At 66.7% G+C, this 22,984-nt stretch carries 22 protein-coding genes and 1 pseudogene; 10 read left to right on the top strand and 13 right to left on the bottom strand.

What is annotated here, in order from left to right; all coding sequences use genetic code 11:
- Positions 1-30 precede the first annotated feature (30 nt).
- The 7 genes and pseudogenes from ACWPN8_RS08045 to rpsB form a co-directional block, all read right to left on the bottom strand.
- Positions 31-1,227, bottom strand: coding sequence for a 1-deoxy-D-xylulose-5-phosphate reductoisomerase (locus ACWPN8_RS08045; RefSeq protein ID WP_492240450.1), 1,197 nt, complete (start codon positions 1,225-1,227; stop codon positions 31-33).
- Positions 1,218-2,111: a phosphatidate cytidylyltransferase gene (locus ACWPN8_RS08040; protein ID WP_492240449.1), complete on the bottom strand. Its 894-nt coding sequence runs from the start codon at positions 2,109-2,111 to the stop codon at positions 1,218-1,220. Before ACWPN8_RS08040 ends, ACWPN8_RS08045 begins: the two co-directional genes overlap by 10 nt.
- A complete protein-coding gene (locus ACWPN8_RS08035; protein ID WP_109447365.1) occupies positions 2,053-2,793 on the bottom strand; it encodes an isoprenyl transferase in 741 nt (246 codons plus the stop codon). Before ACWPN8_RS08035 ends, ACWPN8_RS08040 begins: the two co-directional genes overlap by 59 nt.
- A 6-nt stretch (positions 2,794-2,799) precedes the next feature.
- Positions 2,800-3,322, bottom strand: a pseudogene (gene frr, locus ACWPN8_RS08030) (ribosome recycling factor).
- 40 nt (positions 3,323-3,362) lie between these two features.
- Positions 3,363-4,118 carry a UMP kinase gene (gene pyrH, locus ACWPN8_RS08025; RefSeq protein ID WP_109447368.1) on the bottom strand — a complete coding sequence of 252 codons (756 nt, stop codon included), beginning with the start codon at positions 4,116-4,118 and terminating at the stop codon, positions 3,363-3,365.
- A gap of 66 nt (positions 4,119-4,184) precedes the next feature.
- Entirely contained in the window at positions 4,185-5,117 is a 933-nt protein-coding gene (gene tsf, locus ACWPN8_RS08020; protein ID WP_492240448.1) for a translation elongation factor Ts, read from the bottom strand.
- A 149-nt stretch (positions 5,118-5,266) separates the two neighbouring features.
- On the bottom strand, positions 5,267-6,049 hold the full coding sequence (gene rpsB / locus ACWPN8_RS08015) for a 30S ribosomal protein S2 (protein WP_098739982.1): 783 nt from the start codon (positions 6,047-6,049) through the stop codon (positions 5,267-5,269).
- Between the two features lie 245 nt (positions 6,050-6,294).
- On the opposite strand from rpsB, the gene ACWPN8_RS08010 reads away from it, so the two are divergent.
- The gene (locus ACWPN8_RS08010; RefSeq protein WP_109447372.1) at positions 6,295-7,149 is read left to right on the top strand and encodes an EcsC family protein; all 855 of its coding nucleotides are present in this window, start codon (positions 6,295-6,297) and stop codon (positions 7,147-7,149) included.
- Between the two features lie 58 nt (positions 7,150-7,207).
- On the opposite strand, the gene aspS is transcribed toward ACWPN8_RS08010, so the two are convergent.
- A complete protein-coding gene (gene aspS, locus ACWPN8_RS08005) occupies positions 7,208-9,034 on the bottom strand; it encodes an aspartate--tRNA ligase (protein WP_492240447.1) in 1,827 nt (608 codons plus the stop codon).
- A gap of 356 nt (positions 9,035-9,390) precedes the next feature.
- On the opposite strand from aspS, the gene rnd reads away from it, so the two are divergent.
- Both rnd and ACWPN8_RS07995 read left to right on the top strand, forming a co-directional pair.
- Positions 9,391-10,581, top strand: coding sequence for a ribonuclease D (gene rnd / locus ACWPN8_RS08000; RefSeq protein ID WP_492240446.1), 1,191 nt, complete (start codon positions 9,391-9,393; stop codon positions 10,579-10,581).
- Between the two features lie 299 nt (positions 10,582-10,880).
- Positions 10,881-12,167 (top strand): EAL domain-containing protein, encoded by a 1,287-nt coding sequence (locus ACWPN8_RS07995; RefSeq protein WP_109447378.1) that lies wholly within the window; start codon positions 10,881-10,883, stop codon positions 12,165-12,167.
- Positions 12,168-12,175: 8 nt separating this feature from the next.
- On the opposite strand, the gene ACWPN8_RS07990 is transcribed toward ACWPN8_RS07995, so the two are convergent.
- A complete protein-coding gene (locus tag ACWPN8_RS07990; protein ID WP_492240445.1) occupies positions 12,176-12,937 on the bottom strand; it encodes an SDR family NAD(P)-dependent oxidoreductase in 762 nt (253 codons plus the stop codon).
- Between the two features lie 142 nt (positions 12,938-13,079).
- Between ACWPN8_RS07990 and ACWPN8_RS07985 the strand changes: the two genes are divergently transcribed.
- Positions 13,080-13,946, top strand: coding sequence for a YicC/YloC family endoribonuclease (locus ACWPN8_RS07985; protein ID WP_492240444.1), 867 nt, complete (start codon positions 13,080-13,082; stop codon positions 13,944-13,946).
- 39 nt (positions 13,947-13,985) lie between these two features.
- Positions 13,986-14,633 (top strand): guanylate kinase, encoded by a 648-nt coding sequence (gene gmk / locus ACWPN8_RS07980; RefSeq protein ID WP_109447384.1) that lies wholly within the window; start codon positions 13,986-13,988, stop codon positions 14,631-14,633.
- Between the two features lie 15 nt (positions 14,634-14,648).
- Here gmk and ACWPN8_RS07975 read toward each other — a convergent pair whose 3' ends face one another.
- On the bottom strand, positions 14,649-15,380 hold the full coding sequence (locus ACWPN8_RS07975) for a DUF6065 family protein (protein WP_109447385.1): 732 nt from the start codon (positions 15,378-15,380) through the stop codon (positions 14,649-14,651).
- A gap of 233 nt (positions 15,381-15,613) precedes the next feature.
- Between ACWPN8_RS07975 and ACWPN8_RS07970 the strand changes: the two genes are divergently transcribed.
- The 3 genes from ACWPN8_RS07970 (at position 15,614) to ACWPN8_RS07960 (ending at position 18,959) form a co-directional block, all read left to right on the top strand.
- Positions 15,614-17,302, top strand: coding sequence for a methyl-accepting chemotaxis protein (locus ACWPN8_RS07970; RefSeq protein WP_492240443.1), 1,689 nt, complete (start codon positions 15,614-15,616; stop codon positions 17,300-17,302).
- A 92-nt stretch (positions 17,303-17,394) separates the two neighbouring features.
- Positions 17,395-18,522 (top strand): PLP-dependent cysteine synthase family protein, encoded by a 1,128-nt coding sequence (locus ACWPN8_RS07965; protein WP_109447387.1) that lies wholly within the window; start codon positions 17,395-17,397, stop codon positions 18,520-18,522.
- A gap of 17 nt (positions 18,523-18,539) precedes the next feature.
- Positions 18,540-18,959: a winged helix-turn-helix domain-containing protein gene (locus ACWPN8_RS07960; RefSeq protein WP_492240442.1), complete on the top strand. Its 420-nt coding sequence runs from the start codon at positions 18,540-18,542 to the stop codon at positions 18,957-18,959.
- Positions 18,960-19,042: 83 nt separating this feature from the next.
- Here ACWPN8_RS07960 and ACWPN8_RS07955 read toward each other — a convergent pair whose 3' ends face one another.
- Positions 19,043-19,285: an Lrp/AsnC ligand binding domain-containing protein gene (locus ACWPN8_RS07955; protein WP_085089209.1), complete on the bottom strand. Its 243-nt coding sequence runs from the start codon at positions 19,283-19,285 to the stop codon at positions 19,043-19,045.
- Between the two features lie 4 nt (positions 19,286-19,289).
- Positions 19,290-20,858 carry a DEAD/DEAH box helicase gene (locus ACWPN8_RS07950; RefSeq protein ID WP_492240441.1) on the bottom strand — a complete coding sequence of 523 codons (1,569 nt, stop codon included), beginning with the start codon at positions 20,856-20,858 and terminating at the stop codon, positions 19,290-19,292.
- A gap of 257 nt (positions 20,859-21,115) precedes the next feature.
- Here ACWPN8_RS07950 and ACWPN8_RS07945 point away from each other — a divergent pair, with 257 nt between their 5' ends.
- Together ACWPN8_RS07945 and ACWPN8_RS07940 are read left to right on the top strand one after the other, a co-directional pair.
- Entirely contained in the window at positions 21,116-21,661 is a 546-nt protein-coding gene (locus ACWPN8_RS07945; RefSeq protein ID WP_109447391.1) for a hydrolase, read from the top strand.
- A 16-nt stretch (positions 21,662-21,677) separates the two neighbouring features.
- The gene (locus tag ACWPN8_RS07940; protein ID WP_492240440.1) at positions 21,678-22,409 is read left to right on the top strand and encodes an alpha/beta fold hydrolase; all 732 of its coding nucleotides are present in this window, start codon (positions 21,678-21,680) and stop codon (positions 22,407-22,409) included.
- A 6-nt stretch (positions 22,410-22,415) separates the two neighbouring features.
- On the opposite strand, the gene ACWPN8_RS07935 is transcribed toward ACWPN8_RS07940, so the two are convergent.
- Entirely contained in the window at positions 22,416-22,970 is a 555-nt protein-coding gene (locus ACWPN8_RS07935; protein ID WP_109447395.1) for a hypothetical protein, read from the bottom strand.
- Between the last annotated feature and the right edge of the window lie 14 nt (positions 22,971-22,984).

Raw genomic sequence — 22,984 nt, 5'->3', positions numbered from 1 at the left:
CCTTGCGCCTTCCAGCGCCTCGAACACGGATCATCGGCTGCCAACCGCCGTCGCACCGATGGCCGCAACACGGCCGGCGGCATCCCGCCTCGCATCCGCGTCGGCCTCCCGCACGGCGGCGAGATCGCGCAGCGGGCGGTGGGGCAACGCCGTCAACGTCTCCTCGACGATCCGTTCGATGTCGAGAAAGCCGATCCGGCGGTCGAGAAACGCCTGGACGGCCACCTCGTTGGCGGCACTGAGTATAGTAGGAGCGCCCCCACCGCTTTGCAAGGCAGCCCGGGCCAGCCGAAGTGCCGGGAATCGCACGGGATCCGGCGCCTCGAAGGTCAGCGTCGCGGCCTTGACCAGATCCAGCCGCTCCGCCGGGGTGGCAATGCGGGCGGGCCAGCCGAGGGCATAGGCGATGGGCGTGCGCATGTCGGGCGTGCCGAGCTGCGCCAGCACCGAGCCGTCGACATACTCCACCAGGGAGTGGATGACCGACTGCGGGTGGACCAGCACATCGATGCGCTCTTCGGGAATGCCGAACAGGAAATGGGCCTCGATCAGCTCCAGCCCCTTGTTCATCATCGTGGCGCTGTCGACCGAGATCTTGGCGCCCATGTCCCAGGTGGGATGGGCCACCGCCTGCTCGCGCGTCGCCGCCGCCATGAAGGCGCGGTCCTTGGCGCGGAAGGGACCGCCGGATGCGGTCAGGATCAGGCGGGAAACGCTGTCGGTGCGCTCGAAATCGAAGACCTGGTAGATCGCCGAGTGCTCGCTGTCGACCGGCAGAAGCGTAGCGCCGTGCGCCTTGACCTCCTCCATCATCAGGGCGCCGGCGCAGACCAGCACCTCCTTGTTGGCGAAGGCGACGATGGCGCCGCGCCGGATGGCGGCGAGCGTCGGCTCCAGACCGGCGGCGCCGACGATGGCGGCCATCACCCAGTCGGCCGGCCGTTCCGCCGCGGCGGCGACCGCTTCGGAGCCGGCGGCGACCTCGATGCCGGTACCGGATAGAAGCTGCTTCAACTCGGCATAGGCAGCAGGATCGGCGACCACGGCCATGCGGGCATTCAACTGCCGCGCCTGCTGCGCCAGAAGGGTGACGTTGCGGTTGGCGGTCAGCGCCTCAACCGGGAAGCGCTCCGGGTCGCGGGAGACGAGGTCGACGGTTTGCGTGCCGACCGAGCCGGTCGACCCGAGAATCGTCACGCTGCGCGGCGCATCCGCTTTCACCACCATGACAGAACCGATCCAACGGCCGCGTGGAACAAGGCCAGCACCGGGGCAGCGGCCAGAAGCCCGTCGATGCGGTCGAGGATGCCGCCATGCCCGGGAATGAGCTGGCCGCTGTCCTTCACATTGTAGCGCCGCTTGACCGCCGATTCGAACAGGTCGCCGGCCTGCCCGACCACGGCGGTGGCCGCGCCGACCGCCAGAGCGATGTCGGGACGTGCCGCCCCGAAGGCGAGCGCCACCAGCCAGCCGAACAGGGCGGACGCAGCCATGCCGCCGATCAGGCCGGCCCAGGTCTTCTTGGGGCTGATGCGCGGCGCCAGCTTCGGGCCGCCGATGCTGCGCCCGGCGGCGTAGGCGCCGATATCGGTAGCCCAGATGGCAATGAGGACGAAGAGGAACAGGGAGAGCCCGCTGTCGGGCAGATCGCGCAGCCACATCAGGCCGGCCATCCCGACTGCGACATACAGCACACCGAAGCCGAGCAGGCCGCGGTCGGAGCCGCCGCCGACGATGGCGGTCAAAACCGCGAAGGCAGCCGCCGCTCCCAACCCGGCAGCCGGACCGGCGACGATCTGCACCATCAGCGCAACCAGGATTCCGATGCTCGCCATCAGGCGTGCGGGAAGCCGGCGGGAACTGGGAACGATGCTGGTCCATTCGGAAACGGCAATCACCGATCCGAAGGCGATCAGGGCATGGAATACCCAGCCGCCGGCCCAGACGGCGCCAAGAACAACCGGCGCCATGACCAGCGCCGACAGGACACGGACCTTGAGGTCGCCTGTCTTGGATGGCTTGACCGGAGCCGCGGCGGCGGGCGCCGCGCTGTCAGCGGGACCCGGCGGTGGTGGCGCCGAAGCGGCGTTCCCGTCGGTGGAACTCTTCAATCGCCGCCTCCAGATCGCGCTTGGTGAAATCGGGCCAGAGCGTATCGACGAAGACCAACTCGGCATAGGCCGCCTGCCAGAGCAGGAAATTGCTGATCCGTTTCTCGCCGCTGGTGCGGATGATCAGGTCGGGGTCGGGAATGTCGGACGTGTAGAGCCGGGCCGACAGCGCGTCCTCGTCGATGGACTCCGGCGAGAGGCGGCCGGCAGCGACCTCTTCCGCAAGCCGGCGCGCCGCATGGACGATCTCCAGGCGCGAACCATAGCTGAGAGCCACGACGAGGGTCATGGTCCGGTTGTCGCGGGTCAATGCCTCGGCATTGTCGATCAGCCGGTTGATGTCCTCGGACAGGCGGGTCCGGTCGCCGATCACCCGCAGGCGGACACCGCCGCGGTGCAGTTCGGCAACCTCGCTGCGCAGATAGAAGCGCAGCAGGCCCATCAGGTCGCTGATCTCCTCTTCCGGCCTGCGCCAGTTCTCCGAGGAGAAGCTGAAGATGGTCAGAGTGCCGATGCCAAGTTCGCGCGCCGCTTCCACGGTGCGGCGGACGGCGTCCACGCCCTTCTTGTGCCCGGCGGTGCGCGGCAAGCCGCGCGCCTTGGCCCAGCGCCCATTGCCATCCATGATGATGGCGACGTGCCCAGGAGCCGTGTTGGACCGGTTGTCGTCCGCGTCGCGCATTCCGGATCAGACCTGCATGATTTCCTTTTCTTTTTGCGCAAGCGAATCGTCGACCAGCTTGATGTGCTGGTCGGTCAGAACCTGCACCTTGTCCGATTGGACCTTGTGCTCGTCCTGGGTGATCTCGCTCGCCTTCTCCGCCTTCTTCAGGCCGTCCATGCCGTCGCGACGGATGTTGCGGATGGCGACCCGGCACTGCTCGGCATACTTGTGGGCGACCTTCGCCAGTTCGGCGCGGCGCTCCTGCGTCAGATCCGGCAGCGGCACGCGGATAACCTGGCCTTCGGCCTGCGGGTTCAGGCCCAGTCCACTGTCGCGGATGGCCTTCTCGACCGCCTTGGTCATGCCGCGGTCCCAGACCTGGACCGAGATCAGGCGAGGCTCCGGAACGGAGACCGTCGCGACCTCGCGCAGGTGCATGCGGCTGCCATAGGCCTCCACCATCACCGGTTCCAGCAGGTTGGAAGAGGCGCGGCCGGTACGGAGGCCGCCCAGTTCCTTGCGAAACGAGTTCAAGCGCGCCTTCCATGCGGCGCTTCAGATCCGATAGGTCGGGCGCAGCCACGGGCCTACTCCCTTTCTTCCGTTATGATGGTGTGCTTGCCACGGCCCTGCATCACTTCGGCGAAGGCGCCGGGCGTGTGGATCGAGAAGACCAGAATGGGAATGTGGTTCTCGCGCGACAGCGCGATCGCCGAAGCGTCCATCACCTGGAGTTCCTTGGTCAGGACATCCATGTAGGTGAGGCGTTCGTAATGCTCGGCCGTCGGATCCTTCTTCGGATCGGCGGTATAGACGCCATCGACCTGCGTCCCCTTCAGCAGACCGTCACAACCCATTTCCGAGGCGCGCAGCGCCGCAGCGGTGTCGGTGGTGAAGAAGGGATTGCCGGTGCCGGCGGCGAAGATCACCACCCGGCCTTTTTCCATGTGGCGGACGGCGCGGCGCCGGATGTAGGGCTCGCAGACCGTCGACATGGGGATGGCCGACTGCACCCGCGTGCTGACGCCCATCCGCTCGAGCGCGCTCTGCATCGAGAGCGCGTTCATCACGGTGGCGAGCATGCCGATATAGTCGGCCGAGGCACGCTCCATGCCGCTCGCCGCACCCTTCACACCCCGGAAGATGTTCCCCCCGCCGATGACCAGACAGACCTGGACGCCGAGCCCGATCACCGCCTTCACCTCGTTGGCGATGCGGTTGACCATCTCCGGGTCCAGGCCATAGTCGCGCTGACCCATCAGCGCTTCGCCCGACACCTTGAGGAGAACGCGCTTGTAGCGGGCGCTCCCGGCCGGCGTGGTGGTCCCGGTGGTATCGACCATGGGGGGAACGCTCCCTTGCTGTTTCAGAATACGGCTTGCGGATCTAAGCGTTCGACCTTGCCGGTCTCAGCCCTGACCGCCGGCGGCGGCGGCAACTTCGGCGGCGAAGTCCGACTGGGCCTTCTCGATGCCTTCGCCCAGCGCGAAGCGGGTGAAGCCGGTGACCTTGACCGGGGCGCCGATGTCCTTGGCGGCGTTCTCAACCACCTTGCGGAGCTTGGTCTCGCCGTCGATCACATAGGTCTGCTCCAGCAGGCAGACTTCCTCGTAGTACTTGCGGACGCGGCCTTCCACCATCTTCTCGATGATGGCTTCCGGCTTGCCCGAAGCACGGGCCTGCTCGGCCAGCACGCTGCGCTCACGCTCCAGCGACGAGCTGTCGACGTCGGCGATGTCCAGCGCGTCCGGACGGGCGGCGGCGATGTGCATGGCGATCTGCTTGCCAAGGTCGGCCAGCTTGCCGGCATCGCCGGTCGACTCCAGGGCGACCAGAACGCCGATCTTGCCCAGGCCCGGCGCGATGGCCGAGTGGACGTAGCTGACGACGACACCGGCCGAAACCGACAGCGTGACGGCGCGGCGCAGGTTCATGTTCTCGCCGACCGTGGCGATCAGGCTGGTCAGCTCGTCCTGGGCGGTGTGCGAGGTGCCCGGATAGGCGGCGGCCTTCAGGGTCTCGACATCGCCACCGGTGGCCAGGGCCAGCTCGGCGGACTTGGCGGCGAAAGCCTGGAACTTGTCGTTGCGGGCGACGAAGTCGGTCTCGGCGTTCACCTCGACGACGGCACCCTTGGTGCCGGCGGTGGCGACGGCGACCAGACCTTCGGCGGCGACGCGGCCCGACTTCTTGGCGGCGGCGGCGAGGCCCTTCTTGCGCAGCCAGTCGACGGCGCCCTCGAGGTCGCCCTGCGTCTCGTTCAGCGCCTTCTTGCAGTCCATCATGCCCGCGCCGGTCTTCTCGCGCAGTTCCTTGACGAGCGAGGCGGTAATCTCGGCCATGTTGCGCCCTCTTCCTTCCAAGCGATCCGGCAGGCGGATCGGATTGAGTCACAAAGTCAAAACGGGTGGCAACCCATCAAAAAGGCAGCCCATAAAAAAGGCAGCCGGGCCATAGGTCATAAGGCCCGGCTGCCCTTCAACCGTCAGGGTCAGGCCTGGGCGGCAGTCTCGGCGGTCTCTTCTTCCGGCAGCTGCTCGGCCGGGGCGTCCTCGGCGGCGCCGACGTCGATGCCGGCGGCGCTCATCTCGGCCTGCAGGCCGTCAAGCACGGCGCCGACCGTCAGGTCGCAGTACATCTCGATGGCGCGCAGCGCGTCGTCGTTGCCCGGGATCGGGAAGGCCACGCCGTCCGGATCGGAGTTGCTGTCGAGGACCGCGATGACCGGGATGCCCAGCTTGTTGGCTTCCTTGACCGCAATCGACTCCTTGTTGGTGTCGATGATGAAGATGACGTCCGGCAGGCCGCCCATCTCCTTGATGCCGCCCAGCGCACGCTCCAGCTTGTCGCGCTCGCGGGTCAGCTCCAGGATCTCGCGCTTGGTCAGGCCCGAGGTGTCGCCGCCCAGACGCTCTTCCATCTCGCGCAGGCGCTTGATCGACTGGGAGATCGTCTTCCAGTTGGTCAGCATGCCGCCGAGCCAGCGGTGGTTGACGTAGTACTGGCCGCACTTGGCGGCGGCCTCGGCGATGCGCTCCTGGGCCTGGCGCTTGGTGCCGACGAACAGGACGCGGCCGCCGCCGGCGACGACGTCACGCACGGCCTGCAGGGCGCGGTGCAGCATCGGGACGGTCTGCTCGAGATCGATGATGTGCACGCCATTGCGCACGCCGAAGATGTACTGGTTCATCTTCGGGTTCCAGCGGCGGGTGTGGTGGCCGAAGTGGACACCGGCTTCCAGCAGCTGGCGCATGGTGAAGGTGGGCATGGTCATGTGGAAAAAATCCCTTTTTCCGGTTGCTCCGCCGCGGGCATTGTCGACAGCGCATGGAAACCATGGCTGAAGACACCGGATCGGGCCATCGGGGTAAAACCGAGGGTCCGCCAGCCCGCGTGAGGTTTTGACGACGGCGCTTACATAGCTCTCTTGCATCACTTTGGCAACAGCCACGCAGGTACGGAGAGTCTTTTTGTCGTTGTGATCCTCTCTCCGCATTCTCATCGTTATAGGGGCGCCAGATGCTCAGCCTCGGCCGCTCCCGTCAGACCGGCGGCGCAGCGTATCGCGGTCTATTTCAGTGGATGAACCAGATGACTTTGGACTCGAAAGCCTTGTCCGCGGTGGAGGGCGCCGCAGAGCAATATATGGCGGCGCAGGGCATCCTGATGTCCGCGGTTGCCAAGCTGGGCAGCACCGTCGACGGCACGTTGAACCTGCTGCCCGAGGGCATTCGCAGTTCCCTGCACGATACGCTTCGATCGGCGCTCGACCAGGCGTTCAAGGTCGCGATCCTGAACATGGATGGCGAGACGGGCAAGGAGGCGTCGAAAGGCCTCTACAAGTTGCTGGGTGCCGCGACCGGTGCGGCGGGTGGCTTTTTCGGGGCGCCGGGGATTCTGGCGGAATTGCCCGTGACCACCACAGCGATCCTTCGGTCCATCGCCGACGTGGCCCGCTCCATGGGTGCGGATTTGAAGGACCCGGCGGTACAGCTCGCCTGTCTCCAGGTCTTCGCGCTTGGCGGTCCCCTGGACGATGACGACGAGGCGGACGCCCTCTTCGTTGCCTCGCGAGTCGGAGCGAACATTGCCGCGCCGAAGCTGGCTGAAATGATCACGAAGATCGCCAGCCGCTTCGCGATAACGCTGTCGCCGAAGATCGTGGCGCAATCGGTACCGATCGCCGGGGCCGTGGCCGGCGCCGGGCTGAACCTGACCTACATGTCCTTCTACCAATCGATGGCGGCCGTCATGTTCACTCTGAAGCCCATCGAGGCCGAATTCGGTCAGGAAGCAACGCGGCAGAGCTTTATCGATGCCATCGATAGCATCAAAGCCAGGAAAATCGCCGGAAAGTCGAGGATGTTTCCGTAACTGAAAAAGGCCGCGCCTCAATGGCGCGGCCTCTCCAATTCTCGGGAATACTCGTCCTTTACGCCTGAGGCGCCGTCGGAGCGGCCACCTTCGGCTTCGGCAGGTCGAGCTTGAGGTGAAGCTCGCGCAGACGCGCAGTGTCGACCGGAGCCGGGGCCTGCATCAGCAGATCTTCGGCCCGCTGGTTCAGCGGGAAGGCGATGACCTCGCGGATGTTCGGCTCGTCGGCCAGCAGCATGACGATGCGGTCGATGCCCGGGGCCGAACCGCCGTGCGGCGGGGCGCCCAGCTTGAAGGCGCTCAGCATGCCGCCGAATCGGGCTTCCAGTTCCTCCGGCGGGTAGCCGGCGATGTCGAAGGCCTTGTACATCACTTCGGGCAGATGGTTGCGGATCGCGCCCGAGGACAGTTCCACGCCGTTGCAGACGATGTCGTACTGGTAGGCGTTGATCTCCAGCGGGTTCTTCTCCTGCAACGCCTTCAGGCCGCCCTGGGGCATGGAGAACGGGTTGTGGCTGAAGATGACCTTGTTGGTCTCCTCGTCCAGCTCGTACATCGGGAAGTCGACGATCCAGCAGAAGCGGAAGGCGTTCTTCTCGATCAGGTCCAGCTCCTCGCCGATGCGAGTGCGGGCGAAGCCGGCCAGCTTGGCCGCCGGGCCGGGCTGGTCGCAGACGAAGAAGATCGCGTCGCCGTCCTCGAGGCCGGCCAGCTCGCGCAGGGCGGCCTGGGCGGCTTCCGGCACGAACTTGGCGATCGGACCCTTGCCGCCGCCGGCCTCCATGACGATGTAGCCGAGGCCGGGAGCACCGAGCCCGCGGGCCCAGTCGTTCAGCTTGTCGAAGAAGCTGCGCGGACGGTCGGAGACCTTCGGCGCGCGGATGGCGCGGACGACGCCGCCTTTCTCCAGCGTCTGCTTGAAGGCGCGGAATTCCACGTCGTCGCGCTTGAACACCTCGGTCACGTCGGTGATGACCAGCGGGTTGCGCAGGTCCGGCTTGTCGTTGCCGTACTTCAGCATCAACTCGGCGTAGGAGATGCGGCGGAACGGCAGGCCGTCGATGACCGGCTTCGAGTCGCGGCGGAAGCTGCCGAACTCGTCGAAGATGCCGTGCAGAACCGGCTCGATGGCGGCGAAGACGTCTTCCTGGGTGACGAAGGACATCTCGAAATCGAGCTGGTAGAACTCGCCCGGGCTGCGGTCGGCGCGGGCGTCCTCGTCGCGGAAGCAGGGGGCGATCTGGAAGTAGCGGTCGAAGCCGGCGACCATCAGCAGCTGCTTGAACTGCTGCGGCGCCTGCGGCAGGGCGTAGAACTTGCCGGGATGGTTGCGGCTGGGCACCAGATAGTCACGCGCGCCTTCCGGAGAGGAGGCGGTGAGGATCGGCGTCTGGAATTCGGTGAAGCCCTGGTCGATCATGCGGCGGCGCGCCGAGGCGATCACGCGCGAGCGCAGCATGATGTTCTCGTGGATGCGCTCGCGGCGCAGGTCGAGGAAGCGGTAGCGCAGGCGGACGTCCTCGCCGGCATCGGTGTCCTGGTTGACCTGCAGCGGGATCTGCTCCGCCTCGCCTTCCACGGTCAGCTCGGCGATCTGCATCTCGATACGGCCGGTGGGCAGCTTGTCGTTGATGGTCTCGGCCGTGCGCTTCACCACCTTGCCGGTGACGGTGATGACCGATTCCAGCTTCAGCCGGTTCGCGACCTCGAAGGCCGGGTTGGAAGTATCGACCACGCACTGCGTCAGGCCGTAATGGTCGCGCAGGTCGATGAACAGCAGCTGTCCATGGTCGCGCTTCCGGTTCATCCAGCCCGACAGGCGGACGGTTTCACCGGCATTCTCTTCACGAAGCTGGCCGCAGGTGTGCGTGCGGTAGGGGTGCATGGGTCGAAACACCTTGAAAAGGGCGGATTCCGGCGGAAAAAGCGGTCCGACACACCACACCGGACGCGGGCGAAAGTCAAGCCGCGATAGGACGGAGCGTGCAGCGGACAGGGCCGGAACGCGACATTTGGAACGCTGTGAAACACTCTGCGCGCCCCTGTTCACCTGTTCCATCCGCCAGAGCTCGGGTCGTCGACCGCCAGTTTAACACTCTGGCGGCTGCGGGGTAAGCGGACCGGGAAAATCCGGCCGGAGCCATCCGCCCCCTGCCCGCCCGGCCGGCCGTCCCGGAAAACGCATCGCCTTCGCGCTTCGCCGGACTTTCAAGCACCCGTTCGGTCGTGTATGAAGCAACCATGACGCTCATCACGACAACCGACGCCCTCCAGGCCTTCTGTCAGTCGCTGGCAGGGACCGAATACATCACGGTCGATACCGAGTTCCTGCGGGAAAAGACCTATTGGCCGCAACTGTGTCTCGTCCAGGTCGGCGGGCCCGACGGCGCGGTCGCCATCGACCCGCTGGCCGAGGGCATCGACCTGGCGCCGCTGTTCGCGCTGATGAGCGACCCGACGGTCCTGAAGGTGTTCCACGCCGCCCGGCAGGATGTGGAGATCTTCTGGCATCTGTCCGGCCAGATCCCGCATCCGCTGTTCGATACCCAGGTCGCGGCGATGGTCTGCGGCTTCGGCGAGAGCGTGGGCTACGAAACGCTGGTGACCAAGCTGGCCGGCGCACGCATCGACAAGTCCAGCCGCTTCACCGACTGGTCGCACCGCCCGCTGACCGAGCGGCAGCTGACCTACGCCCTGTCCGACGTCATCCATCTGCGCCCGGCCTACGAGAAGCTGAAGCGCCGCCTCGCCCGCTCCGGCCGGTCGCACTGGCTGGAGGAGGAGATGGCGATCCTCACCGATCCGGCCACCTACCAAGTCGATCCGGAGAGCTCCTACCTGCGGCTGAAGGTGCGCACCAACAAGCCGCGCTTCATGGCGATCCTGAAGGAGCTGGCGGCCTGGCGCGAACGCGAGGCCCAGCGCCGCGACCAGCCGCGGTCCCGCATCCTGCGCGACGAGGCCCTGCTGGAAATCGCCGCCCATGCGCCGACCACCGTCGATGACCTCGCCCGCACGCGCGGGCTGGGACGGGGCTTCGCCGAGGGGCGGCAGGGCGCCGACGTGCTGGCCGCGGTCAAGGGCGGGCTGGATCTGCCGGACAGCGCCCTGCCCCGCGTCGAACCGCGCGAGGAGCCGCCGCCCGGCCTGCAACCGATCGTCGAGCTTCTGCGCGTCCTGCTGAAGATGAAGTGCGACGAGAACAATGTCGCGGCGAAGCTGGTGGCGTCGTCCGCCGATCTGGAGGCCCTGGCGGCCGACGATGGCGCAGACATTGCGGCGATGCAGGGATGGCGGCGCGAACTCTTCGGCAATGATGCACTTGCCTTGAAGCATGGAAAGATCGGACTTGCGGTCATAGATCGTCGCGTCCGCATCGTTCCTGCTGGCGAACCACGCCCGTCGGCGGTTCCGCCGGAACCGGAAACTTGACCTTTTCGGATGGCGTCGCTTCGATGACTGTGACGCCTTTTGCTGCGGTCCGGGTACCTCCTGCGCCCGGACTTCAGCCTTAAGGGCTTTTTAAAGAAAGTTACCGTTAAGATCGGTTCGGCTTCGCAGCATCGAGCGGACCGGGGTATGCCGACCGGGGCATGCCCGGCCTGGCGGCCTGCCGACAACGCCACCCGGGCAGACAGGCCCGGATGGAAAGCAAAAGGCCGCCGAACAACGAGCGGCCGTAGATACGGGTGGTTGGCAGGCGTGACGCTTGTTGTGGGAGTGAGCAAGGTATGAGCAAGTTTGGCGGCAGACCACCCATTGGACGGGACCGTGTCCGGCTTTCCACCACGGAGAAGCAGGCCGCCGTCGCAGCCGCCAAGGATCAGAAGCCGGACTTCGACAACGACAAACTGCTGAATCTGCTGCGGTCGGCGAAGAACGAGCTGCAGGGCATGCGTCTGATCCACATGCACCTGTCGCTTTTGAAGGACCGCGACCCCAGCAGCCAGATGATGGTGCGCTCCATCATCCAGGAGCTGGCGAGCAAGGCGTCCTATCTGCAGTCCTTCAACATTTCCAACGGCGACGTCATCATCCTCTACAAGGGGCTGAAGCTCACCGGCGTGACCGACGTCTGCCAGACGGTCGAACAGGTCTTCCTGTCGAAGACGACGCTGACCGGCCCCAACCCCTACAAGGAATATTCGCTCTATTCGATCATGGAACTGGCGTTGAATTTCATCAACGTCATCCGTTTCATCGAAGAATTGCAGGCGAACGAAACCGGCAGCCACGTCACCGAGACCAAGCCGCCGATCACGCTGGAAGAACTCGGCAAGCTCGAACGCTCGATGCAGATGTTCGACCTGTCGCCCTTCCTGTTCAACCAGGGCATTGCCAACATCGGCAGCGGCGAAGCCGAGATGGAGTATTTTGAGCTCTACATCTCGATCAAGCTTCTTCAGGAACGGCTCTGCCCGGATTACGACATCACCGCCAACAAGTGGCTGTTCAACTACTTCACCGCCAATCTCGACCAGTCAGTGCTGCGGGCCCTGAACCATGGGCTCAGCTTCATGCGGGGGCGGCGGATCGGCATCAACATCAACCTGTCCACCGTCATTTCGACCGGATTCGTGAAGTTCGACGAGCGGCTGCCGATCGACTTCCGCGGGCAGGTGGTGCTTGAGGTGTCGAAGGGCGACCTGATCGAAAACCTGTCGCTGTTCAACGAGGTGGTGGAGTTCGCCCAGGACCGCCGCTACCAGATCGCGGTCGACGGGCTAAACCCGTTCTGGGTGACGAATTTCGACCTGGAATATCTGAACGCCGACTACGCCAAGATCTTCTGGTCGAACGACATGCTGGAGATGGACCCGTCGTTCGAGAAGTATTTCCGCGACCGCATCGCCGAACAGGACCGCTGCAAATTCATCCTGGCCCGCTGCGACAGCGTCACCAGCCTGGTCTATGCCCACAAGATGGGGATCAACCTGGTCCAGGGCCGTGCGGTCGACAACATCATGCGCAAGGGCGTCAGCGTCCGCGAAGCCATCGCCCACGCCAAGGTGGACTGAGCGCGCGTTCAGGTCTTGCGCGGAGCCTGCCGCAGCGGACCATCGGTCCAGGCTGGGGGAAGAAGGGCAAGCAGCCAGACCGCGGCCATCATCGGCCAGGGGAAGGCGATTCGCGCCCGGTTGCGCTCCAGCCCGCGGCGGATGACCCTGGCCGCGGCATCGGTCTCCATCAGAAACGGCATCGGGAAGCGGTTCACCGCCGTCATCCGGCTTTTGACGAAGCCCGGACAGATGACCGAGACACCGATCCCCTCCCCGGCCAGATCACCGCGCAGCGCCTCGCCATAGACCCGGACCATCGCCTTGCTGGCGCAATAGGCGGGCGCGCCGGGAAGGCCGCGGAAGCCGGCCAGCGAGGCCATGATGGCGATCTGTCCGCTCCGCCGCTCCCGCATCGCCGGAAGCAGCGGGTGGATGCTGTTCAGAACGCCGTCGATGTTCACCGCCAGGATGCGCCGCGCCTGCTCCTCCGTCTCCCCGCCATCGCCGGTGCCAGCCGACATGCCGGCATTGGCGATCAGCAGGTCGACCGGCGAGGTCGCATCGACCCGAGCCAACCAGTCCGCCATCGCCTTGCGGTCGGACACATCGATCACCGTCGTCTCGACCAGGGCACCGGCGGCGCGGCAGCGTTGCGCCACGCCCTCCAGCCTTGCGGAGTCGCGGCCGCTCAGGGCAAGTCGAACTCCGGGGGCGGCGTAGAGGACAGCCAGGGCTTCGCCGATGCCACTGGAGGCTCCGGTGATGACGATGGACCGCGGCTGCTTCATGGGATTTCCGCCCTGACCGTCGGCTGCCCTATGGCGCCGACGCTTGTTGTGGGGTGATGTCGCGTTTATAAGCACGACATCATTCGACACCGCTTTTCAAGTGAGGCCGCCGTTGCCAGCCCATCGCCCCGTCATTGCCAGCATGACCGGTTTCGCACGCGTCGACGGGCACGGCGACGGCTATTCCTGGACCTTCGAGGCCAAGAGCGTCAATGGCCGCAGCCTGGATCTGCGGTGCCGCCTGCCGTCCGGCTTCGACAGCGTCGAGGCGGCGGCCCGGGCCGATGTGCCGAAGCGGCTGGCCCGCGGCAACGTCAACCTGACGCTGACCGTCAACCGCGCCCAGGCGGTGTCGCAGCTGCGCATCAACCGCGAGCTTCTGGCCCAGGTTCTGGAGATCGCGCGGGAGATCGAGGGGGCCGGGGCCGCCGCGCCGCGGCTGGATTCGCTGCTGGCTGTCCGCGGCATCATCGAGCCGGTCGAAGAGGATGAAACCGAGGCGCGCGAGCGCGTCGAGTCGGCGTTGAAGGGCGACCTGTCCAGGCTGATCGACCAGTTGTCGGTCAACCGCCTCGCCGAGGGTGCCCGCATCGCCGATGTGCTGAAGGGCCATCTCGACGAGATCGCCCGGCTGGTCGACGCGGCGTCGGCCTGCGCCTCGACCCAGCCGGACGCGCTGCGCGAGAAGCTGCGCACCCAGGTCGCGGCGATCCTCGGCTCCTTCCCCGCCCTGTCAGAGGAGCGGCTGGCCCAGGAGGCGGCGATCCTGATCGGCAAGGCCGACGTGCGCGAGGAGCTGGACCGCCTGCGCGCCCATATCCAGGCCGCGCGCGACATGATGGCGGAAGGCGGCGCCATCGGCCGCCGGTTCGACTTCCTGTGCCAGGAGTTCAACCGCGAGGCCAACACGCTCTGCTCCAAATCGGCGGACGTCGAACTGACCCGCATCGGCCTGTCGCTGAAAGCCTCCATCGAGCAGCTTCGCGAGCAGGTGCAGAACATCGAATGACCATCGTTCCCGAATGACTGGCAACTGCGAGTGACCGCCATGGCTGCGTCCAACACATCCCCGATCCACCGCCGCGGCCTGATGCTGGTGCTGTCCTCACCGTCGGGGGCCGGCAAGACCACCATCGCCCGCGGGCTGCTGGACCGCGATGCCGGCATCACCATGTCGGTGTCGGTGACCACCCGCGCGATGCGTCCGGGCGAGGTCGAAGGGCTGGATTACTACTTCATCGATCAGCCGCGCTTCGACCGCATGGCGGAGACCGGCGACCTGCTGGAACATGCCCGCGTCTTCGGCAACTGCTATGGCACGCCCCGCGTGGCAGTGGAGGACGCGCTGGGCGCCGGCCGCGACGTGCTGTTCGCCATCGACTGGCAGGGCGCGCAGCAGCTGGCGCAGAACGCCCGCGACGATCTGGTCAGCGTCTTCGTCCTGCCGCCGTCGGTCAGCGAACTGGAACGCCGCCTGCGCGGCCGCGGCCAGGATTCCGAGGAGGTCATCGCCAACCGGATGGCGAAGGCGTCCAACGAGATCAGCCACTGGCCGGAATACGACTATGTCATCGTCAACAGCGACGTGACCGAGAGCATCGCCGCGGTTGAGTCCATCCTGCATGCCGAACGGCTGCGCCGCCGCCGTCAGGTCGGCCTGCCGGAGTTCGTGCGCAGCATTCAGGACACGCTGTAACTGTTTGTTTGATATCTATTTGTTTGGAAACGGCTTCGCCCGCACCTTGATTTCATGGTCGGGCGGGCCGTCGCTTCCGTCCGGCTTCCTGCCGCGGTAATAGCCCTTCTGCCAGCGTTCCTGCGCGGCGGTGCTGCCCGGCGTCTGCAGGTCGCTGTTGAACTGGCTGCGCGAGGTCGCCCAGGCACGGTACTGAGCCGCGGTCTCCGGATCGCTGTCCAGGTCGCGAACCTCCGGCGTCAGGCTTTCCACCAGACCGCGCTGGATCGGCATGAGATGGGCGAAGGGCTCGCCCTTTTCCCAGGTCACCGGAACGCCGGCAGCGGTGAACTTCCAGTTCATGGTGAAGGGATAGGGCGACCAGTCGGTCTCGATGATTCCCGACAGACCCAGGATCCCGTGTTTCGGATGGTTCAGCGGGCCGGTGACCATCAGGTTGATGCCCGGCGGCGTGCGGAACAGCGCCGCGACATGGAAGGTCAGGACGCCGCTGCCGAAATGGCTGGCCGGCAGCAGGGGATGCTGCTCGTCGGCCGTGACGGTGATGGCATCCAGCCCCGTTCCGCCGTTCCACACGGCGGTGGCCCGCACAGGGCAGCAAACCTCCCATCCATGCATGCTGGCGATGTTCAGCGGCAGGCAGCGGTAGCCATACTGTTCCGGCAGGGCGTCGATCCAGTCGCGGGTCGGGCGGGCCGGGCGGATGTCGGGCATCGCGCCCGAGAGGGGATAAGCGATCAGCGTCATGGCGTCGCATCCTGACAGACTTCTTTATCCGGTGTAACCCTGATGCTCCAATGATCACAACCCGTTTCGCGACCATCCGGACTACCCCTGGCTCGACGTCGGGCATTGCGTCGACGGACAGTACTCCAGTATGACCGACCCGTTGTATTAGAGTTCTTTTGATTAGCGGACCGCACCGTCACGCGCCATCGGGCGGCGGATGCGGCATCGCGCTCATGGGGTGGAACAGGGCGATGATCGGCAAACTTCACAGCATCAAGGCAAAGCTCCTGATCCTCCAGGGGCTGTTCCTCGTCGCCATTCTGGTGGGCGGCATCTGGTCGGCGACCTCGAAGCGCGAAACCATGGTGGAGGGCTACCGCAACTCCATCCAGGCGGTGGTTCAGACCTCGCTGTCGATCATGAAGTCCTATGACGCCCGTGCCGCCAAGGGCGAGTTCAGCCGGGAGGAGGCACAGACCCTTGCCAAGGGTGCGCTGCGGGCCCTGCGCTTCTTCGGCAACGAATACATGTTCGGGTACGAATTCGACGGCACCAACGTGTTCCACGGCGTCCGCGCCGACCTGGAAGGCACCCGCAAGCTCGCCGACTTCAAGGACAGCAACGGCGTGCTGGTGATCCGCGGCCTGATCGATGCGGCCCGCAGCGGCGACGGCACCCTGATCTACAATTTCCCCAAGGCCGGCGGGACCGAGCCGATGCCGAAGCTGGCCTACGCCGCGATCTACGAGCCGTGGGGCTGGATGATCGGCACCGGCGTCTACATCGACGATGTCGACGCCGCCTTCCGTGCCACGCTGATCAAGACGCTGCTGGTGACGCTGGCGGCGGCCCTGCTGCTCGGGCTGTTCGGTTTCCGTCTGGTGTCGCGCATCGGCAAGGGGCTGGACGGCATCGCCCACGCCACCGACCGCATCGCTAAGGGCGATCTGGCCGCCGAGGTTGCCGGCGCCGACCGGGCCGACGAGGTTGGGGCCCTGGCCCGCTCGGTCGAGACCCTGCGGCTCAGCGCCATCGAAGCCGAGGATTTGCGCCGCCGCCATGCCGCGCTGGAACGGGAAGCCGAGGAAGGCCGCCGCGCCACCATGCGGCGGCTGGCCGACGAGTTCGAGAGCACGGTCGGTGCGCTGGTCCATTCCGTCGCCGAGTTGGCCGGGCAGCTGACCCACACCTCGGGCGCGATGAGCAGCGGGGCGGAGCAGACCACCCGGCTGATGGACGGCGCCGCCCGCGCCGCCGGGACCACCTCCGGCAACGTCCAGGCGGTGGCGGGCGCCACCGAGGAGCTGGCCGCCTCCATCCGCGAGATCGCGCAGCAGATCGCCGAGTCGACGACCGGCTCCGCCCGCGCCGTCGAGGACGTACGCCGCACCTATGCCCTGATCGAACAGCTGGACGGTGTCGCCCGCCGCACGGTGGAGGTGGTGGACCTGATCCGCTCCATCGCCGAGCAGACCAACCTGCTGGCGCTGAATGCGACCATCGAGGCGGCCCGCGCCGGAGAGGCCGGCAAGGGCTTCGCGGTGGTTGCCAGCGAGGTGAAGAATCTCGCCAACCAGACCGCCAAGGCGACCGACGACGTGCAGGCGCAGATCGCCGCGATGACCGACGCCACGTCGTCCGTTGTCGAGGCGATGCGCGGCGTCGGCGGCGCCATCGAGACGGTGAACAACGTCGCCTCCAGCATCTCCGCCGCCATCGAGGAGCAGGGAGCGGCGACCCGCGACATCAGCCAGAACGTCAACGAGGCGGCGCAGGGCGTCAGCTCGGTGTCCGACAGCCTGAACCTGGTGTGCAGCCACGCGACCGCCACCGGCCAGGCCTCCGCCGAAGTGGCCGCCGCGGCCCGCGCGGTGGGCGAGCGTGCCGACCGCATGCTGGGCGAGGTGTCGGCCTTCGTTGCCCGCATCCGGCAGGGCTGACTTTCCACCCTGGCGGGGAGGGTTATTCTACCGGATGCATTCGGTAAAATTCCGCGCTATGGATGGGGCAGCCAATCGCCGGATATGACGCCATGACCATCCCCTCCCCCGCCGCAGCCGCTCCCACCGTCGCCCGCCGGGGCTGGCTCGACGAGGCTCTGCGCCGGATCGAGGCGGACGTGAACCGCTCCGCCGACACCCACCTGCTCCGGATGCCGATCCCGGCGGCGCAGGGGATCACGCTGTATCTGAAGGACGAGTCGACCCATCCCACTGGCAGCCTGAAGCACCGGCTGGCGCGGTCGCTGTTCCTCTACGCGATCTGCAATGGCTGGGTGCGCGCCGGCACGACGGTGATCGAGGCCTCGTCCGGCTCCACCGCGGTGTCGGAAGCCTACTTCGCCCAGCTGCTGGAGTTGCCTTTCGTCGCCGTGGTGCCGCGCAACACCTCGCCGGCCAAGATCGCGCAGATCGAGTTCTATGGCGGCCGCTGCCATATGGTGGAGCGCGCGTCGGAGGTCTGCGCCGAGGCGCAGCGGCTGGCCCGCGACTGCGACGGCCACTTCATGGACCAGTTCACCTATGCAGAGCGCGCCACCGACTGGCGCGGCAACAACAACATCGCCCAGTCGATCTTCGAACAGCTGGCACAGGAGCCGCATCCGGTGCCGGACTGGATCGTCTGCGGCGCCGGCACCGGCGGCACCTCGGCCACCTTCGGGCGCTATGTGCGCTATCGCCGGCTGCCGACGCGGGTTTGCGTCGCCGATCCCGAGCATTCCGCCTTCTTCGCCGGCTTCCGCGACAACGATCCGAAGGCCGGCGTCGGCCGTGGCTCCGGCATCGAGGGCATCGGGCGCCCGACGGTGGAGCCGTCCTTCCAGCCGACGGTGATCGACCGGATGATCCGCGTGCCCGACGCCGCCAGCATCGCCGCCGTCTGGGTGCTGCGCGACCGGCTGGGCCGCGCCTGCGGCGGTTCCACCGGCACCAATCTGGTGGGCGCCATCGAGCTGATCGCCGGAATGATGCGCGAGGGCCGGCAGGGCAGCGTCGCCACGCTGATCTGCGACCCGGGCGACCGCTATATGGGGACCTACTTCAACCGCGACTGGCTGGAGGCCGCCGGGCTGGACATCGATCCCTGGTGCGAGCGGATCGACGCCTTCTTCCGCACCGGCGCCTGGAGCGGCGACGGTCTGGACTCGGCCGAGCGTTGAGGGGGAAGCCGACAGCCATGACCCGCATGAGAATCCGCATCGATTTCGAGAGCGGCGGCTCGATCGGGCCGGGCAAGATCGCGCTGCTGGAGCAGATTCGCGACACCGGCTCCATCTCCGCCGCCGGACGGGCGCTGGGCATGTCCTACCGGCGGGCGTGGCTGCTGGTGGACGACCTGAACCGCATCTTCAGCGAACCGGTGGTGAGCGCCGCGGTCGGCGGCAAGCATGGCGGCGGCACGGTGCTGACCGCCTTCGGCGAACAGGTGATCGACCATTACCGTGCGGTCGAACGCGAAGCGCATGTGGCGACCGCCCACCGGCTGGCGGCGCTGGCGGCAGGGACCAATCCCGATTATGGGACGGACAGCCGGGTCGTTGACGGCAGCTTCGCGAACGATCCCGCCGTCGGGCCTGGATGTGGTCCGGACAAATGACCGGGCTTCACGACAACGAAAAAGGCCGGGCAACTGCCCGGCCTTGTCATATCCGCACACAGGAACAGGCTGTGCGAAAGCGTCTATGCGAACGCCTTGTACGCAATCAGCGTGAAGGTGTCCCGCACGCCGGGCAGTGTCTGCACATGCTCTGTCACGAAGCGGCCGATATCGTCGTCCTGCTTCAGGTAGCATTTCATCAGCAGATCGTACTGGCCGGAGATGGAATGCACCTCCGACACCTGTTCGATCAGCTGCACAGCCTGATCGGCGACCTCATAGGCGCGTCCGAGATCGCATTTGACCATGACGAAGATGGTCTGCACGGGCTCAGCCCTCCTGCGACGGATCGGTCGAGGTCTCGCTGGACGGACGCGGACGGGCCGAACGCAACATGAAGGCCGGCATATGGTCGCCGAAACCGATCACCGGCACGTCGTCTTCGTCGTCGTCACGGCGACGGCGGCGATCACGGTCACGGTCGCGATCCCGGCGCGGGTCGTTGCTGCGGCGGGATTCGGCGGCAGCCAGCGATTCGCGGGGCTGACGCTCCTCACGGACCGGACGCTCTTCACGCATCGGGCGCTCCTCACGGACGGGACGCTCCTCGCGGGCGGCGCGCTCTTCGCGGGGCGCAGCTTCCTCGCGCGGGGCGCGCTCTTCACGGCCACCACGGGGCGGACGGGCTTCCGAACGGGAGTCGGTCTTGGCTCCACGACCGCCACGGCCACGGCCACGGCCACGGGAGCTGCTGTCTTCCTCGCCGAACTCGGCCGTTTCCAGGCCGTCGATGGCGATCATGGGGATCTCCCGCTTGATGAGGCGCGTGATCGCGCCGACCAGTTTCGTGTCGTCGGGCGTCGCCAGCATGAAGGCGCGGCCCTGCTTGCCGGCGCGGCCGGTGCGGCCGATCCGGTGGACATAGTCGTCGGGGGTCAGCGGCACGTCGAAATTGAAGACATGGCTCAGACCCTGGACGTCGATGCCGCGGGCGGCGACGTCGGAACAGACCAGCAGCGTGATCTCGCCCTGCTTGAAGCGTTCCAGCGTCTCGGTCCGCTTGGACTGCACCATGTCGCCATGCAGCGCGCCGACATTGAAGCCGTGGCGCTCCAGCGACTTCTGCAGCACGGCGATGTCGCGCTTGCGGTTGCAGAAGATGAAGGCGTTCTTGACGTCCTCGGTCTGCAGCAGATGGCGCAGCGCCTTGCGCTTGTCCATCTCATGCACGAGGGTCAGTGCCTGGGTCACCGTTTCCGCCGGAGAAGCGGGCGGAGCAACGGAGATCTCAAGCGGCTGGGTCAGGAAGGCATCGGCCAGACGGCGGATTTCCGGCGGCATGGTCGCCGAGAAGAACAGGGTCTGGCGGTTCTTCGGCAGCTTGCTGACGATGCGCTCGATGTCCGGGATGAACCCCATGTCGAGCATGCGGTCGGCCTCGTCGATGACGAAGACCTTGATGTCGTTCAGCATGATGTTGCCGCGCTCGAACAGGTCGATGAGACGACCCGGAGTCGCGATCAGAACATCCACGCCGCGGTCGAGCTTCTTCACCTGTTCGGTGAAGGTCTCGCCGCCGATCAGCAGCGCCATGCTGAGCTTGTGGTACTTGCCGTAGGTCTCGAAGCTTTCCGACACCTGGGCGGCCAACTCGCGCGTCGGCTCCAGGATCAGCGACCGCGGCATCCGCGCGCGGGCACGGCCCGACGCCAAGATGTCGATCATGGGCAAGGTGAAGCTCGCCGTCTTGCCAGTGCCCGTCTGCGCGCAGCCCAGCACGTCGCGGCGTTGCAGGACACAGGGAATTGCCTGTTCCTGAATGGGCGTCGGTTGGGTGTAACCCTTGTCCTCGATGGCGCGCAGGACGTCAGGGCCAAGCCCAAGTTCCGAAAAAAGCATCCAACCTGTTTCTGTTCTGGAGTGCGCAAATCGAGCGTTCGACGCCCGATGCCTGGATGAGGCCGAAGAATAGGAAGTCAAAGCTACATGTCAATAGATCCGATGTTCGGAGGCCGAAAATTGACGCGAAAATACGCCGCGTTGGCGAAATCGCTCCCCTGCGCTAGGTTGTCGTCCGGCAATGCCGCGAGTTGCGGCGCTTGCCGGCACCCTGAACCGGGGTGGCCCGCTTCAAATGGAACGGTCGAGAGCATTTGATGATTCTTCGTGCCCAGGACTCGGTGCTGGTGGTGGTGGATGTGCAGGAACGGCTGTTGCCGGCCATCCACGACGCCGTCCGCGTCGTCCGCAATACCGGAATGCTGCTGAAGGGCGCTGCCGCCCTGTCGGTGCCGGTGCTGGTGACCGAGCAATATTCCCGCGGCCTGGGGCCGACGGTGGAAGCGGTGCGCGCCGACCTGCCGCCCGGAACCCCGGTGATCGAGAAGATCACCTTCGGCTCCACCGGCGAGCCGGCCTTCAACGCCGCGCTGGCGGAATTGAAGCGCCCGCAGATCGTGCTGTGCGGGACGGAAGCCCATGTGTGCGTGATGCAGACGGCGCTCGGACTGCGCCAGCAGGGCCATGCGGTCTATCTGGTGGCCGACGCCGTATCGTCGCGCACGCCCGACAACCGCGCCATGGCGCTGGAACGGATGCGCACCGCCGGCGTGACCATCGTCACCACCGAAATGGTGCTGTTCGAGTGGATGGAGCGCGCCGGCACCCCCGTCTTCAAGCTCGTCAGCGCGCTGGTGAAGTGAGCGCAGGAGAAATCCCATGTCCCCGACCTCCACTTCTGCGAACTCCGGCCGTCGCCCCGCGCTGATGCTGTTGCCCGGCATGCCGCTGGACGCCGCATTGTGGGAGCATCAAGTCCGGCATCTCGGCGAGCTGGCGGATCCGCAGGTGGTCGAGCTGGCCGACTGCGACGGCATCGCGGCGATGGCCGGCAAGGTGCTGGCCCAGGCGCCGGACCGCTTCGCCGTCGCCGGCCTGTCGATGGGCGGCTATGTGGCGCTGGAGATCCTGCGCCGGGCGCCGGAGCGGGTGGAGCGGCTCGCCCTGCTCGACACCAACGCCCGCCCCGACACGGCGGAGGCGACGGCCACGCGGCGGGAGGCGGTGGCGCTCGCCCGCCAGGGCCGCTACGGGCAGGTCATCCGCGCCGCCCTGCCCCGCCTGATCCATCCCGAACGGCTTGCCGACGAGGGCTTCGTCCGCTCCGTCCTGGCGCAGATGGAACGGGTGGGCGTCGACGGCTATGCGCGGGAACAGGAGGCGATCATCAACCGGGCGGACAGCCGGCCGGGCTTGGCCGCCATCCGCTGCCCGACGCTGGTCGTCTGCGGCCGCCAGGACATCCTGACGCCGCCGGCCCTGCACGAGGAGATGGCGGCGGCCATTCCCGGCGCGCGGCTGGTGGTGATCGAAGACTGCGGCCACCTGTCGGCGATGGAGCAGCCGCAAGCGGTCACCGCCCTGATGCGCGACTGGCTGCTGCGGGACTGAACTTTTTCAGCAGTCCGGCCTGCCGCAGAGCAGATCCGAGCGCTGGCTCGGGAACAGAGAGAAGGTCATGTCGCTGATCAGGCTGCGGAAATCCGGATCGTCCGGGCCCTGCGGCCGGTCGAGCCAGCCGGTGGCGGAGGTCAGCGCGCCACCCGACCGGCAGAACGCCCCCTGGACGATAATCGGTCCGCCCGGCGGTGCGGTCGGGATCGGCCCTTCGGTGCAGAGGGCCGAGTTCAGCATGTTTTCCGATACGTTGAAGGCCAGCACCACCTTGTACTCGCGCCGCGCCGTGTCGTTGGGCGTGGTGGTGAGGTTGGTCCTCACGCCGAACACCCGGTCCTGCATGTGGGGCAGAACCTTCTCGGCAAAGCGGTCGGGCGTCAGGCCGAAGGGGTTGCCGTGCAGGACCACCCGAAGATCGCGGTCGCTCGCCGCATAAGCCACCTCGCTGCGCGTATAGGCCGGCGTCGGCTCGCTCGCCACCACCCGCTCGTTGGTACAGGCGGCGAGGGCGGAGACGCCCAGCAGAAGGGCGGCGAGCGGCGGGAGCGTGCGCATGATCGGGGTGTCCG

The sequence above is a fragment of the Azospirillum sp. UENF 112521 genome (genome assembly GCF_058780665.1).
Note: the sequence above shows the minus strand (reverse complement) of the source record. Positions and strands in the feature narration are given on the sequence as shown.

Bases quoted from the DNA above. Each gene is read 5' to 3' on its own strand.
- ACWPN8_RS08045 (WP_492240450.1), bottom strand. From the start codon at position 1,227: ATGGTGGTGAAAGCGGATGCGCCGCGCAGCGTGACGATTCTCGGGTCG.
- ACWPN8_RS08035 (WP_109447365.1), bottom strand. From the start codon at position 2,793: ATGCGCGACGCGGACGACAACCGGTCCAACACGGCTCCTGGGCACGTC.
- pyrH (WP_109447368.1), bottom strand. From the start codon at position 4,118: ATGGTCGATACCACCGGGACCACCACGCCGGCCGGGAGCGCCCGCTAC.
- tsf (WP_492240448.1), bottom strand. From the start codon at position 5,117: ATGGCCGAGATTACCGCCTCGCTCGTCAAGGAACTGCGCGAGAAGACC.
- rpsB (WP_098739982.1), bottom strand. From the start codon at position 6,049: ATGACCATGCCCACCTTCACCATGCGCCAGCTGCTGGAAGCCGGTGTC.
- ACWPN8_RS08010 (WP_109447372.1), top strand. From the start codon at position 6,295: ATGCTCAGCCTCGGCCGCTCCCGTCAGACCGGCGGCGCAGCGTATCGC.
- aspS (WP_492240447.1), bottom strand. From the start codon at position 9,034: ATGCACCCCTACCGCACGCACACCTGCGGCCAGCTTCGTGAAGAGAAT.
- rnd (WP_492240446.1), top strand. From the start codon at position 9,391: ATGACGCTCATCACGACAACCGACGCCCTCCAGGCCTTCTGTCAGTCG.
- ACWPN8_RS07995 (WP_109447378.1), top strand. From the start codon at position 10,881: ATGAGCAAGTTTGGCGGCAGACCACCCATTGGACGGGACCGTGTCCGG.
- ACWPN8_RS07990 (WP_492240445.1), bottom strand. From the start codon at position 12,937: ATGAAGCAGCCGCGGTCCATCGTCATCACCGGAGCCTCCAGTGGCATC.
- ACWPN8_RS07985 (WP_492240444.1), top strand. From the start codon at position 13,080: ATGACCGGTTTCGCACGCGTCGACGGGCACGGCGACGGCTATTCCTGG.
- gmk (WP_109447384.1), top strand. From the start codon at position 13,986: ATGGCTGCGTCCAACACATCCCCGATCCACCGCCGCGGCCTGATGCTG.
- ACWPN8_RS07975 (WP_109447385.1), bottom strand. From the start codon at position 15,380: ATGACGCTGATCGCTTATCCCCTCTCGGGCGCGATGCCCGACATCCGC.
- ACWPN8_RS07970 (WP_492240443.1), top strand. From the start codon at position 15,614: ATGATCGGCAAACTTCACAGCATCAAGGCAAAGCTCCTGATCCTCCAG.
- ACWPN8_RS07965 (WP_109447387.1), top strand. From the start codon at position 17,395: ATGACCATCCCCTCCCCCGCCGCAGCCGCTCCCACCGTCGCCCGCCGG.
- ACWPN8_RS07960 (WP_492240442.1), top strand. From the start codon at position 18,540: ATGACCCGCATGAGAATCCGCATCGATTTCGAGAGCGGCGGCTCGATC.
- ACWPN8_RS07950 (WP_492240441.1), bottom strand. From the start codon at position 20,858: ATGCTTTTTTCGGAACTTGGGCTTGGCCCTGACGTCCTGCGCGCCATC.
- ACWPN8_RS07945 (WP_109447391.1), top strand. From the start codon at position 21,116: ATGATTCTTCGTGCCCAGGACTCGGTGCTGGTGGTGGTGGATGTGCAG.
- ACWPN8_RS07940 (WP_492240440.1), top strand. From the start codon at position 21,678: ATGTCCCCGACCTCCACTTCTGCGAACTCCGGCCGTCGCCCCGCGCTG.
- ACWPN8_RS07935 (WP_109447395.1), bottom strand. From the start codon at position 22,970: ATGCGCACGCTCCCGCCGCTCGCCGCCCTTCTGCTGGGCGTCTCCGCC.